Source organism: Citrobacter sp. RHB35-C21, assembly GCF_013816515.1.
GTDB lineage: Bacteria > Pseudomonadota > Gammaproteobacteria > Enterobacterales > Enterobacteriaceae > Citrobacter > Citrobacter braakii.
Map to the genome: position 1 here is coordinate 2918023 of NZ_CP057147.1, position 13954 is coordinate 2931976.

Below are 13954 nucleotides of genomic sequence, written 5' to 3' on the forward strand. Positions count from 1 at the left end.
CAGTATAACACCATTCCCTGTGCAGATAATAACCAAAAGCAATATGCATCACAAAATTGCTGTCGTCAGACGCGACGTGCAGCACAATCGTCCCTGCTCATCGAAGATTTCGATTTGCCATACCTGATGACGAGAGCCGGTATGCACCGCGCGACATACCCCTCTGACGCGCCCTTCCCGCGCCGAGCGAATATGGTTGGCGTTGACCTCCAGGCCCACCACTTTCTGCTCACCCTGCGTACACAGGTAGCCAGCCACCGAACCAATGCTCTCAGCCAGCACTACGGACGCGCCGCCGTGCAGCAAACCAAAAGGTTGTTTAGTACGGTGGTCTACCGGCATTGTGGCTTCCAGCGTGTCATCGCCAATGTGCACAAAACGAATATCGAGCAGCCCAACCATATTTCCTTCACCCATGGCGTTGAGCGCTTCGAGTGTGACTTCACGTTTCCAGATCATCCTATAATCTCCAGCAGTGCCTGTAATGGATGGCGAACGCCCGTGCCTTCAACGCGTTTAACCTGACTGCGACAGGAGTATCCGGTAGCCAGACAACGGTTACGCGGCAATCGTTGCATTGCCTGGTGCCATGACAGCTCATAGATCCCCAGTGAGTTCTGATGATTCTTCACTTCGTGGCCATAGGTGCCCGCCATGCCACAGCACCCTACGCTGATGTTCTCCAGCTTTGCGCCAAAGCGGGCAAAAATAGCCGCCCACTGAGCAGGCGCGCCCGGCAGGGCCGTCACTTCGGTACAGTGTCCAAAGAAGTACCACGGTTCACCGCCCACAGCGACTGGCGGCTGTGACTCCACAACTGTCGATAACCATTCGTTGGCGAGTAACACATGGAAATCGCCCCGCTGTTCCCCGAGCGCCAGTTTGTATTCATCGCGATAGCAAAGCACCAGCGCCGGATCGACACCCACCATCGGAATATTCAGCTTCGCCACCCGATTAAGAAACTCAGATGTTTTCTTTGCGGTTTTAGCAAAACGGTTTAAAAAGCCCTTAATATGCTGGGCCTTGCCGTTTGGCGAGAACGGCAACAGTACCGGCTGCAAACCCAGCTTTTCAACCAGACGTATAAAATCAGCCACCACCTGTGCATCGTAATAGCTGGTGAACGGATCCTGCACCACCAGCACCGTACGGGCTTTTTGCTCAAGGCTGAGTAATTCGAGCTGTTCCAGTGTCATATTGGCGGAACGATGGCCAACTAACTGACGTTGAAGCGACGGCGCAGACAGCAGCGGTAAGTCGACCATGCCGATGTGCTTTTTAGCCAGATTACGCACCAGCGGCTGGTTGATGAAGAAGTTAAACGTGTTGGGCGCCCGCGCCATTAACGGCGCATAGCTCTCAACGGTCGCCACCATGTGATCGCGCAACGGCCGCAGATAACGCGTGTGATACAACTGCAGGAAGCGTGAGCGGAACTCCGGCACATCGATTTTAATCGGACACTGTGTGGAACAGGCTTTACACGCCAGACAACCCGACATTGCCTCTTTCACTTCGTGCGAGAAATCGTATTCGCCTTTGCGCGCATGCCAGCTGTTGCGGGTACGGGCAATCAGTGTACGTAAACTGGCACGTTTTTCCGGTAGCTCTTTTTCCAGCTGTAGCGGGTCAATCCCGCGATCTGCCAACAGACGCAGCCATTCACGCACCAGCGTAGCTCGCCCTTTCGGTGAATGGATGCGGTTGAGGCTGATTTTCATCGACGGACACATCGGGCTTTTCGCATCAAAGTTAAAGCATAACCCGTTGCCGTTACACTCCATCGCCCCACGCCACTCCTGGCGGACGGCCAGCGGGATCTGACGGTCATACGTTCCGCGCTTCACCGCGTCCACTTTCATCATCGGCGCATCAACATCTTCCGGTGGACAGATTTTGCCAGGATTGAGCCGGTTTTGCGGATCAAACACCGATTTCACTTTACGCAGTTCGCGATACAGTTCCTCACCGAAGAACGCTGGGCTATATTCTGCACGAAAACCTTTCCCGTGCTCGCCCCACAGCAGACCGCCATATTTTGCCGTCAGCGCGACAACATCGTCAGAAATGCGTTTCATCAGCACTTCCTGCCGCGGGTCGCACATATCCAGCGCCGGTCTGACGTGCAGCACACCTGCATCCACGTGACCAAACATGCCGTAACTCAGGCCGTGGCTATCGAGCAGCGCACGGAACTCGGCAATATAGTCAGCCAGATGTTCCGGTGGAACGCAGGTATCTTCAGCAAACGGAATCGGCTTCGCGGCCCCTTTCGCATTCCCCAGCAGACCGACGGCTTTTTTACGCATCGCGTAAATGCGTTCGACGCCTGCCAGCTCGGTACATAGCTGCCAGCCTATAACGCCCGCTTCCTGACGCGCGATTAAGCCATCCAGCCGTTCGCACAGTGCGCTGACTTGCGAATCAATCAATGCTTCATCGTCACCGGCAAACTCCACAATATTCAGACCCAGCATCTCTTTATCCGCCACATCGGTAATCAATTCACTTACCGAGTGCCAGACAATATCTTCCCGTGCCAGGTTAAGCACTTTGGAGTCGACGGTTTCTACCGACAGCGCGCGCGCTTCCACCATCACCGGGGCATTTCGCAATGCCGAGTCGAAAGAGTCGTACTTAACGTTAACCAGTTGTCTGACTTTGGGTAGTGGCGTGATATCCAGACGGGCTTCGGTGATAAACGCCAGCGTACCTTCAGAGCCAGTAAGAATGCGGGTTAAATCAAATTCGGTCATCTCATCGTTAAAGACGTGCCGCAGATCGTAACCGGTCAGGAAGCGATTAAGTTTCGGGAATTTATCAATGATCAGCTGTCGGTTGTCGCGGCAACGCTCATAAACCGTCTTGTAGATGCGGCCAATAGTGGTGTTGCTATTACCCAGCGTTTGGGCAAGTTCGACCGGCATTGGCTGGGTATCAAGAATATCGCCGCCCATTAACACCGCGCGGATACCCAGCACGTGATCGGAGGTTTTACCGTAAACCAACGAGCCTTGTCCGGATGCGTCGGTATTGATCATCCCACCCAGCGTTGCCCGGTTACTGGTGGATAACTCGGGGGCAAAGAAATAGCCGTAAGGCTTCAGAAACTGGTTGAGCTGGTCTTTTATCACCCCGGCTTCGACCCGCACCCAACCTTCCTGCGCATTGATTTCAATGATGCGGCTCATATAGCGGGACATATCAACAATAATGCCCTGATTCAGCGCCTGACCGTTGGTCCCGGTGCCGCCGCCGCGTGGGGTAAAAATCAACGAAGAGAAAAGAGGTTCCGCCGCCAGACGAGCGATAAGCGCCACATCTGCGGTTGAACGAGGGAATACGACAGCATCAGGAAGCAGCTGATAAATACTGTTATCCGTCGACATTGTCAGACGATCGGCATAGCTCGTTGCCGTATCGCCCGTAAATCCTTGCTGCTCCAGTGCCTGCAAAAAATTGAGCACCAGTTGAACGACACCTGGCGCCTGAGAAATTTGTGGAATCATTATAGTGACCCTTTCCTGCGGTCTGTGTTGTGAATTTAATCGTTTGCGTGTTGCTTTGTTTGTTGTATCACATTTTTTTCTAATACGCTCAGCAGATTTACAGGCAGAATCCGCCTGTTAAAAACCGCTGAAATTGCTCATCATTACAGGGTGTCATTTAAGTGTTCACGTCGCGTCAACGTTCTGGCGCAAAGACAAAGGTGAAAAGTATTTATGGTAAATTTCCGCCAGCCCAAGGATATTGCACAAGTGCTGCTATCGGCGCTGTTTTTAGCCGTCATGATTGTGGCCTGTCTTTGGATTGTTCAGCCCTTTATCCTCGGTTTTGCATGGGCGGGGACGGTGGTCATTGCGACCTGGCCGATCCTGCTACGCTTACAAAAATTGCTCTGGGGCCGTCGCTCGCTGGCCGTGCTGGTGATGACCCTGCTGCTGGTGCTGTTGTTCATCATTCCTATCGCGCTACTGGTCAATAGCATTGTTGATGGCAGCGGGCCATTGATCCATGCCGTAACCGCAGGCGATATGACCCTGCCGGATCTGGCGTGGCTGAACAGTATTCCGTTGGTCGGCGCAAAATTGTATGCCGCGTGGCACAGTCTGCTGGATATGGGCGGCGCGGCCATCATGGCCAAGGTTCGTCCTTATATCGGCACGACGACGACCTGGTTTGTTGGCCAGGCTGCACATCTTGGCCGCTTTATGATGCACTGTGGTCTGATGCTGCTGTTCAGCGCCCTGTTGTACTGGCGCGGTGAACAGGTGGCGTTAGGTATTCGCCACTTCGCTTGTCGCCTGGCATCCAAACGTGGCGATGCCGCCATTCTGCTGGCAGCACAAGCCATTCGCGCCGTCGCATTAGGCGTTGTGGTCACCGCGCTGGTGCAGGCAGTGCTCGGTGGTATTGGTCTGGCGGTAACCGGCGTGCCGTACGCCACGCTGCTGGCGGTATTGATGATCCTGTCTTGTCTGGTGCAACTGGGACCATTGCCGGTGCTGGTCCCGGCCATTATCTGGCTGTACTGGACGGGCGATTCAACCTGGGGCACGGTGCTGCTGGTGTGGAGCGGCGTGGTCGGAACGCTGGATAACGTTATTCGCCCGATGCTGATTCGCATGGGGGCCGATTTGCCGCTGATCCTGATTCTCTCAGGGGTCATCGGCGGACTGATTGCCTTCGGCATGATTGGTCTGTTTATCGGCCCGGTGGTACTGGCCGTGTCCTGGCGTCTGTTCTCCGCCTGGGTAAACGAAGCCCCTGCGCCAGGTAGCGATCCCGACGAAATCCTCGAAGAAATTGCTGAAATCGAACGCAATAAGTAATCCCACGTCAGGCGGCACCGCCGCCTGATTGTTTAACATTACTAATCAATTCCACCCACTTACTGAATAAGACCCAACGTTATCCTTCTTTAAATACTCATTTGCTTCGCAAATTATTTACAGTTTTTAAACTATTGAGATGAATCTGATCGACGTAAAAAATCAGTATGCCTACTATTAGCCCATGGCTTTAGATCAACACATTGATTTATAAGCATGGAAATCCCCTGAGTGAAACAACGAATTGCTGTGTGTAGTCTTTGCCCATCTCCCACGATGGGCTTTTTTTTGTCCTTCGCGCGCCTCGCCACCAGCCTTACCGCACCACAGCTCCGCTCTTCCCCGTTGATAAACAAATAATATTGCACAAGATACTGTGACTCTCTTCAAGCCGAAATATCCACAGCAATGTTATTACTATTCCACCGTCTTTTATGAGGTGATCAAATAATGAACGCATTAGAACTCCAGGCTATCCGCCATATTTTTGCTATGACGGTAGAAGAAAGCGCTATGTATATCTCGCGGGATCACAATGTTGCCGCCTGGCAACAATGGGAGAATGGCGAAAAGGAAATCCCGGAAGACATCACGCGCATTTGTGCAGAAATGAAAGCCAGACGAAAGTTAAGAATTAACGCAATTATCGAAAAAATAAATAACCGTATCGGTAATAACACCATGCGTTTCTTTCCCGATCTGATCTCTTTTCAGGCGGTTTATCAGCACGATGATTTTCTCGACTGGAAAATCTATCAATCGGCCGCTGTTGAACTGTATGCCCACGACCTTGAGCGTTTGTGTTAAGAGACCGCAGCGCCACACTCATTTAGCCTCTTCGCTGAGTAACATATTATGAAAAACACCTATTTCTCCACTGCGATAGGGCTGTACTTTAATTACCTGGTACACGGCATGGGGGTCATTCTGATGAGCCTCAATATGTCTTCACTGGAACAACAGTGGCACACCGATGCCGCAGGCGTCTCAATTGTTATTTCCTCACTCGGCATTGGCCGTTTAAGCGTGTTATTGGTGGCGGGCATGCTTTCCGATCGCTATGGCCGCAGACCGTTTATTATTTTCGGTATGGTCTGCTACCTGCTGTTCTTTGTAGGCATCATCAATACTCACAGCATTTATATTGCCTATGCTTTTGGATTTTTAGCCGGAATGGCAAACAGTTTTCTTGACGCCGGAACCTACCCCAGCCTGATGGAGGCGTTTCCCCGCTCTCCCGGCACGGCTAATATCTTAATTAAAGCGTTTGTTTCCATCGGTCAGTTTCTGCTGCCGATGATTATCAGTCTGCTGGTGTGGGCAGAACTTTGGTTTGGCTGGTCCTTCCTTGTGGCGGCCGCGGTGATGCTAATCAATGGCGTATTTTTGTTTCGCTGTCGATTCCCGGCCCATCCTGGGCATCAAGCCCCCCTCAAGGCATTACCTGTTGAACAGAAAAGCATACAATCTGAACATCGTTGTTCTCTTCTCGATCTCGCCAGTTACACTCTGTACGGCTACATCGCCATGGCGACATTTTATCTGATAAGCCAGTGGTTGGCACAGTACGGACAGTTTGTCGCCGGGATGTCCTACACCTTATCGATCAAGCTGTTAAGCATTTACACCTGCGGTTCTCTACTGTGTGTGTTGATCACCGCGCCACTGGCACGAAAGACGGGGCGCGCAACCTCTCTGTTAATGCTGTACACCTTTATCTCATTTATCGCATTGCTGATGGTCTGCCTGCATCCGTCGATCTACATGGTGATCGTCTTCGCGTTTGTCATCGGTTTCTCTTCAGCCGGAGGCGTTGTACAAATCGGTTTAACGCTGATGGCCGCACGCTTTCCCGATGCGAAGGGCAAAGCCACCGGGATTTACTACAGTGCGGGCAGCATTGCGACCTTCACCATCCCACTGATAACGGCAAGACTCTCGCAGACCAGCATTGCTCACATCATGTGGTTTGATACCGGCATAGCCGCGGTAGGCTTCCTGTTAGCATTGTTTATTGGCTATCGCAGCCGTATCGCGACAAAGCAGCAACTAAACATGGCGACGGTCGTAAAATAACGCGGATGCAATATTGTTCTCCCCCGTTGCAAAATAATTGGTCGCGGTTTTAAAACTTCAGCAAAATGTTGGTTGAAAGAATTAAGTTTCACAGTTGAGCATGCAACATACCTGGTAACTTAAACGCCATGCTATGTAGGCACAATATCAGCGCCTCGGTATATTAATCACAAGGTCGCCGCAATTTAAACAAAATCGACGAGCACAGAACAATTTTAAAATCCGCAAGGAGTTGTGAACATGTCTCAAAATAAGACCTTTAATACGCCATTTCTTTTGGCGATAATCTGTATTTATTTAAGTTATTTTTTACACGGCATTAGCGTCATTACACTGGCGCAAAACATGAGTTCTCTTGCAGAAAAATTCTCCACCGACAATGCTGGGATAGCCTATTTAATTTCCGGCATTGGTCTTGGTCGCCTGGTGAGTATTTTATTCTTTGGCGTGCTCTCAGATAAATTTGGTAGACGGGCTATCATTCTGTTAGGGGCAATTCTATACATGCTGTTTTTCTTCGGCATTCCCGCCAGCCCGAATCTGATGATTGCTTTTATTCTCGCTGTTTGTGTCGGCGTCGCTAACTCGGCCCTGGATACAGGTGGCTATCCGGCTTTGATGGAATGCTTCCCTAAGGCGTCTGGGTCAGCGGTTATCCTGGTTAAAGCGATGGTCTCATTCGGGCAGATGATCTACCCCATCGTCGTCAGCACCATGCTGCTCAACCATATCTGGTACGGCTATGCGGTCATTATCCCGGGGGCACTGTTCGTCGTCATAACGTTGATGCTGCTCAAAAGCCGCTTCCCTAGCCAGATGGTGGATGCGGGCATTGCAAAAGAGCTACCGCAGATGAACAGTAAACCGCTGGTCTGGCTGGAAGGCGTAGCCTCCGTTATGTTTGGGGTGGCCGCATTCTCGACCTTTTACGTCATCGTAGTCTGGATGCCGAAATACGCGATGGCATTTGCCGGCATGGCAGAAGCCGACGCGCTGAAAACCATCTCTTACTACAGTATGGGTTCGCTGGTCTGCGTGTTTATTTTTGCTGCACTGCTCAAGAAAATGGTTCGACCCATTTGGGCGAATGTGTTTAACGCCGGGCTGGCAACCCTCACCGCAGCGGTTATCTATTTATATCCATCCCCATTGGTGTGTAACGCCGGTTCATTTCTTATCGGGTTTTCTGCCGCAGGCGGTATTTTACAGCTCGGCGTTTCGGTGATGTCAGAGTTTTTCCCCAGGAGCAAAGCCAAGGTCACCAGTATTTATATGATGATGGGGGGCGTAGCCAACTTTATTATCCCATTAATCACCGGATACCTTTCAAACATTGGCCTGCAGTACATCATTTTGCTGGACCTCGCATTTGCTTTGCTGGCCTTCATCACCGCCATCATCGTCTTTATTCGTTACTACCGCGTATTTGATATTCCCAAAAATGATGTGCGGTTGGGCGAACGTTATTTTCAATAAATTGCTTAGAAGGAGTATCAAATGGACGTAACTGCAAAATATGAACTGATTGGTCTGATGGCCTACCCTATCAGACACAGCTTGTCGCCTGAAATGCAAAATAAGGCATTAGAAAAAGCGGGATTACCTTTTACCTACATGGCATTTGAAGTCGATAACTCCACGTTTGCTAATGCGATTGCCGGGCTGAAGGCCTTAAAAATGCGCGGTACCGGAGTCTCAATGCCCAACAAGCAACTGGCATGTGAATATGTTGATGAATTAACGCCTGCAGCCAAACTGGTCGGCGCGATTAATACTATCGTCAATGATGATGGTTACCTGCGCGGCTACAATACTGATGGCACGGGGCATATTCGCGCCATCAAGGAAAGCGGTTTCGATATCAGGGGTAAAACCATGGTACTGTTGGGCGCAGGCGGCGCGTCAACGGCCATTGGCGCCCAGGCGGCGATTGAAGGCATCAAAGAAATCAAACTCTTTAACCGTCAAGATGAGTTCTTTGCCAAAGCGCAGGAATTCGCCAAACGTGTTAATGAAAATACCGATTGCGTGGTCACCGTTATCGATCTCGACGATCGACAGGCTTTTGCGGACGCACTGGCAAGCGCGGATATTCTGACCAACGGTACGAAAGTGGGAATGAAGCCGCTGGAGAACGAATCTCTGGTGACCGACGTTTCCCTGCTACGCCCGGATCTGCTGGTGACTGAATGCGTCTACAACCCGCATATGACCAAATTATTGCAACAGGCACAACTTGCCGGTTGCAAAACGATTGATGGTTACGGCATGTTGTTATGGCAAGGGGCTGAACAGTTTAAACTCTGGACCGGGAAAGATTTCCCTCTTGAGTATGTGAAACAGGTTATGGGTTTTGCAGCCTGATGGGCAAGCATTTGTAAAATATTTAAAGGGTAATCGATGAAAACCGTAACCGTAAAAAACCTCGTCATTGGCGAGGGTGCGCCGAAGATCATTGTCTCACTGATGGGTAAAGACATCGCAACGGTAAAAAGCGAAGCGCTGGCCTATCGCGAGGCGGATTTCGACATTCTGGAATGGCGCGTTGACCATTTCACCGAGGTGTCCTCCGTTGATGCCGTACTGGAAGCTGCACGCGTCATCCGCGAGGTGATGGCTGACAAACCGCTGCTGTTCACCTTCCGTAGTGCCAAAGAAGGTGGTGAACAGGCGCTGGCTGTCGAAAACTATATTGCGCTAAACCGTGCGGCGGTAGATAGCGGTCTGGTCGATATGATTGACCTGGAGCTTTTCACCGGTGACGAATTGATTAAAGCCACCGTCGAATATGCACATGCAAAAAATATCGCCGTCATTATGTCGAATCATGATTTCCATAAGACGCCAGCGGCACAAGAGATTGTCCTGCGCCTGCGTAAAATGCAGGAGCTTGGCGCTGATATCCCGAAAATCGCCCTGATGCCGCAAAACAAGACGGATGTATTGACCCTGCTTGGCGCCACGCTGGAAATGCAGGAACGCTATGCCGATCGCCCGATCATTACCATGTCGATGGCTAAAACAGGGGTGATTTCACGTCTGTCCGGTGAGGTTTTCGGTTCAGCGGCAACCTTTGGCGCGGTGAAAAAAGCCTCTGCCCCTGGGCAAATTTCGGTCACCGACCTACGTACCGTTTTGACCATATTGCATCAGGCGTAATAGTACTGTTTATCCATATTAATATCAGTAATGCCCTGCCCCAGATATTCGCTTAATCCCGAATATCGGGCAGATGGCCGGACATTATTAAATAACTCACATTATTATTGTCGAATATAGCGACAGGTAGTCGCACGCATATAATCTGGAGTTCACATGAAATTATCAAGACCAAAACGCATTGATGGTCGGGTCCCCGTATTATCCGCAGCGGATGCCATTAATTATATTCCTGATGAGGCAACGCTCTGTGTATTAGGCGCAGGCGGCGGTATTCTCGAAGCAACAACATTAATTAACGCGCTGGCTGAAAAATATAAAAATGCACACTCACCCCGAAACTTATCATTGATTAGCCCAACGGGATTAGGTGACCGTGCTGACCGTGGAATTAGCCCGTTAGCACAGGAAGGTTTAGTCAAATGGGCATTATGCGGCCACTGGGGACAATCACCACGAATTTCTGACCTCGCTGAGCAGAATAAAATTGCCGCCTATAACTATCCTCAGGGCGTATTAACCCAGACCCTGCGTGCCTCGGCAGCCCACCAGCCGGGTATTCTGAGTGAGATCGGTATCGGAACATTTGTCGATCCCCGCCAACAGGGCGGAAAGCTGAATGAAGTGACCACCGAAGATCTGATCAAGCTGGTGGAAATTGATAACAAAGAGTACCTCTACTACAAAGCCATTGCGCCAAACATCGCCTTTATTCGCGCCACCACCTGCGACAGCGAAGGTTACGCCACGTTTGAAGATGAAGTTATGTATCTCGACGCGCTGGTGATTGCTCAGGCCGTTCACAACAACGGCGGTATCGTCATGATGCAGGTGCAAAAAATGGTGAAGAAAGCCACACTGCACCCAAAAGCCGTGCGTATTCCGGGCTATCTGGTCGATATTGTGGTCATCGATCCCGATCAAACTCAATTGTACGGCGGTGCGCCGGTTAACCGCTTTATCTCGGGCGATTTTGTCCTTGATGACAGCCAGCAGACTGCCCTGCAGCTCAATCAGCGTAAACTGGTGGCCCGACGCGCCCTGTTCGAAATGCGTAAAGGCGCGGTCGGCAACGTTGGCGTGGGTATCGCCGATGGTATTGGTCTCGTTGCACGCGAAGAAGGCTGCGCTGACGACTTTATTCTGACGGTCGAGACCGGCCCGATTGGCGGAATTACCTCCCAGGGCATCGCTTTTGGCGCCAACGTCAACACCCGCGCGATTCTGGATATGACCTCCCAGTTTGACTTCTACCACGGCGGTGGGCTGGATGTATGCTATTTAAGCTTCGCCGAAGTGGATCGCCACGGCAACGTCGGCGTACATAAATTCAATGGCAAAATTATGGGAACCGGCGGTTTTATCGATATTAGCGCCACCTCGAAGAAAATAATATTTTGCGGCACGTTAACTGCCGGAAGCCTGAAAACGGAAGTTGCCAATGGCAAATTAAATATCGTGCAGGAAGGCCGGGTGAAAAAATTCGTCAACGAATTACCTGAAGTCACTTTCAGCGGAAAAATTGCACTCGAGCGCGGACTGGATGTGCGTTACATCACCGAGCGTGCTGTATTTACGTTAAAAGAAGATGGCCTTCATTTAGTCGAAATTGCGCCAGGAGTCTCTTTGCAGGAAGACATTCTGGACAAAATGGATTTCCCTCCGGTTATTTCTCCGGAACTGAAACTGATGGACGAAAGATTATTTATCGATGCTTCGATGGGTTTTATATTGCCCGATGCCGCCAATTAAAAGGAGTACCCTGATGGATTTTTCATTAACTGAAGAACAAGAACTGCTGCTTGCCAGCATTCGCGAACTGATTACCAGCAATTTCCCGGAGGAATATTTCCGTACCTGCGATCAGACGGCTACCTATCCGAAAGAGTTTATGCGCGCCCTTGCGGACAACGGTATTTCAATGCTGGGCGTTCCGGAAGAATTCGGCGGTATCCCGGCAGATTACGTCACGCAGATGCTGGCACTGATGGAAGTTTCCAAATGCGGCGCACCCGCTTTTTTAATCACGAACGGTCAGTGTATTCACAGTATGCGTCGTTTTGGCTCCGCCGAGCAGTTACGTAAAACAGCAGAAAGCACCATGGAAACGGGCGATCCGGCTTATGCGCTGGCATTAACCGAACCGGGAGCAGGTTCAGACAATAACAGCGCCACCACCAGCTACACCCGCAAAAACGGCAAGGTATATCTCAACGGGCAAAAAACCTTTATCACCGGCGCTAAAGAGTATCCTTATATGCTGGTACTGGCTCGCGATCCGGAGCCGAAAGATCCGAAGAAAGCCTTTACGCTGTGGTGGGTGGATTCGAAGAAACCCGGCATTAAGGTTAATCCTCTGCATAAAATCGGCTGGCACATGCTCAGCACCTGCGAAGTCTATCTTGATGATGTTGAAGTAGACGAAAGCGATATGGTCGGCGAAGAAGGCATGGGCTTCCTCAACGTCATGTACAACTTTGAGATGGAACGGTTGATCAACGCCGCGCGTAGTACCGGTTTCGCCGAGTGCGCCTTCGAAGATGCCGCCCGTTACGCTAACCAGCGCATCGCATTTGGTAAACCGATTGGCCATAACCAGATGATCCAGGAAAAACTGGCGCTGATGGCGATTAAAATTGAAAACATGCGCAATATGGTGTTGAAAGTGGCCTGGCAGGCCGATCAGGAACAGTCGCTGCGGACCAGCGCGGCGTTGGCAAAACTGTATTGCGCCCGCACGGCAATGGAAGTGATTGATGACGCCATTCAGATCATGGGCGGGCTGGGTTACACCGATGAAGCGCGCGTTTCCCGATTCTGGCGCGATGTTCGCTGCGAGCGCATTGGCGGCGGCACCGACGAAATTATGATTTACGTCGCCGGACGCCAAATCCTGAAAGATTACCAGAATAAGTAAGCGGTAATTCGTGCCGGATAGCGCACAAGCGTTTTCCGGCACGAGCCAGGATAATCAGACCTCTGGCATCAAGCATTCCTGCTCAACCAGATTATTTTTAAACTGCTTGCGGTAATCACTGGGGGTACAACCCACATGCCGCTGAAAGAGTTTGGCAAAGTGATCGACATTTTCATACCCTACCCGCCAGGAGATTTCCGCTAACGAAGCTTCCGTATTAGTCAGGGCAAATTTCGCCTCGGTCATTCGTCGCTGAATCACATAATTGATCGGCGAAATTCGATACTCCTTAGTAAATTCATGGCAGATATAACTCACGCTGGCCCGGAATTTTTTGGATAACTGATCGAGAGTAATTTTTTCACGGAAGTTATTATTTAAATAAACCAGCACATCTTTAATTAAGACATCTTTTTTAATATAACCTTGCTCAGAACGATAGGCATTTTTAAAGTTTTCGTAAAATAAAACGGTTAAAGCATAAGCAAAAGCGTCGTAGGCTGAAGATGTCAGGTTATTTTTGCTCTGGGGGAGCATAACTCCCAACTCATTAAAGATACTCTTAATAACCTCCTTCCCCTGAGTAACGCTAATCACCGGACACGAGTGCATCTGCAATAGCTGATTATCCTGCCAGCCGTTGAAACGAAAACCGTAGAGCGCGCAGGTGTAAGTCGTTGCAGGCGCGCTACTATCCGAAGCAACCGCATGGAGTCGCCCTTGCTCTATCACCACGATATCCCCGGCATGCGCGACATACAGCGACGAATCGATAATTAATCTTGCGACCCCTTTTTTGACATAAATAAGCTCTGTTTCATTATCGTGAACGTGATGACCCGACTCCCAGTTAGGGTCATCACTGATGACGAATCGCGAGAATCTCGGGGTTTTCCCCTGTTCAAAAAGGGTCTCCACGGCATTATCAAAGCAGCGTTGATACATGACAACCTCCACCTAAAGGCAG

The 13954-nt window shown here is 50.5% G+C and carries 11 protein-coding genes and 1 other RNA gene; 9 read left to right on the forward strand and 3 right to left on the reverse strand.

Annotated elements, in window-relative coordinates:
* Positions 1-48: 48 nt before the first annotated feature.
* Positions 49-459, reverse strand: a complete 411-nt coding sequence (gene menI / locus HVZ39_RS14240) for a 1,4-dihydroxy-2-naphthoyl-CoA hydrolase (RefSeq protein ID WP_016152900.1) — start codon at positions 457-459, stop codon at positions 49-51.
* On the reverse strand, positions 456-3512 hold the full coding sequence (locus tag HVZ39_RS14245; protein ID WP_181632583.1) for an FAD-binding and (Fe-S)-binding domain-containing protein: 3057 nt from the start codon (positions 3510-3512) through the stop codon (positions 456-458). The genes menI and HVZ39_RS14245 overlap by 4 nt, the downstream gene beginning before the upstream one ends.
* Before the next feature lie 213 nt (positions 3513-3725).
* Between HVZ39_RS14245 and ydiK the strand changes: the two genes are divergently transcribed.
* From ydiK to HVZ39_RS14290, 9 genes are all read left to right on the forward strand, one after another.
* Positions 3726-4835 (forward strand): AI-2E family transporter YdiK, encoded by a 1110-nt coding sequence (ydiK, locus tag HVZ39_RS14250; RefSeq protein WP_016156362.1) that lies wholly within the window; start codon positions 3726-3728, stop codon positions 4833-4835.
* 184 nt (positions 4836-5019) lie between these two features.
* Positions 5020-5127: antisense sRNA RprA (gene rprA, locus HVZ39_RS14255), an RNA gene on the forward strand.
* Between the two features lie 158 nt (positions 5128-5285).
* On the forward strand, positions 5286-5642 hold the full coding sequence (locus HVZ39_RS14260) for a YdiL family protein (protein ID WP_181632584.1): 357 nt from the start codon (positions 5286-5288) through the stop codon (positions 5640-5642).
* Positions 5643-5690: 48 nt separating this feature from the next.
* Entirely contained in the window at positions 5691-6911 is a 1221-nt protein-coding gene (locus HVZ39_RS14265) for an MFS transporter (protein WP_049040475.1), read from the forward strand.
* 240 nt (positions 6912-7151) lie between these two features.
* A complete protein-coding gene (locus tag HVZ39_RS14270; protein WP_181632585.1) occupies positions 7152-8387 on the forward strand; it encodes an MFS transporter in 1236 nt (411 codons plus the stop codon).
* 21 nt (positions 8388-8408) lie between these two features.
* Entirely contained in the window at positions 8409-9275 is an 867-nt protein-coding gene (ydiB, locus tag HVZ39_RS14275; protein WP_016156358.1) for a quinate/shikimate dehydrogenase, read from the forward strand.
* Positions 9276-9311: 36 nt separating this feature from the next.
* Positions 9312-10070 (forward strand): type I 3-dehydroquinate dehydratase, encoded by a 759-nt coding sequence (aroD, locus tag HVZ39_RS14280; protein ID WP_065554677.1) that lies wholly within the window; start codon positions 9312-9314, stop codon positions 10068-10070.
* A gap of 156 nt (positions 10071-10226) precedes the next feature.
* Complete coding sequence (locus HVZ39_RS14285) at positions 10227-11822, forward strand: acyl CoA:acetate/3-ketoacid CoA transferase (RefSeq protein WP_181632586.1); 1596 nt, start codon at positions 10227-10229, stop codon at positions 11820-11822.
* Between the two features lie 13 nt (positions 11823-11835).
* Positions 11836-12987 carry an acyl-CoA dehydrogenase gene (locus HVZ39_RS14290; RefSeq protein WP_003836610.1) on the forward strand — a complete coding sequence of 384 codons (1152 nt, stop codon included), beginning with the start codon at positions 11836-11838 and terminating at the stop codon, positions 12985-12987.
* Positions 12988-13041: 54 nt separating this feature from the next.
* Here HVZ39_RS14290 and HVZ39_RS14295 read toward each other — a convergent pair whose 3' ends face one another.
* Positions 13042-13932, reverse strand: coding sequence for an AraC family transcriptional regulator (locus HVZ39_RS14295; protein WP_016152891.1), 891 nt, complete (start codon positions 13930-13932; stop codon positions 13042-13044).
* Positions 13933-13954: the final 22 nt, after the last annotated feature.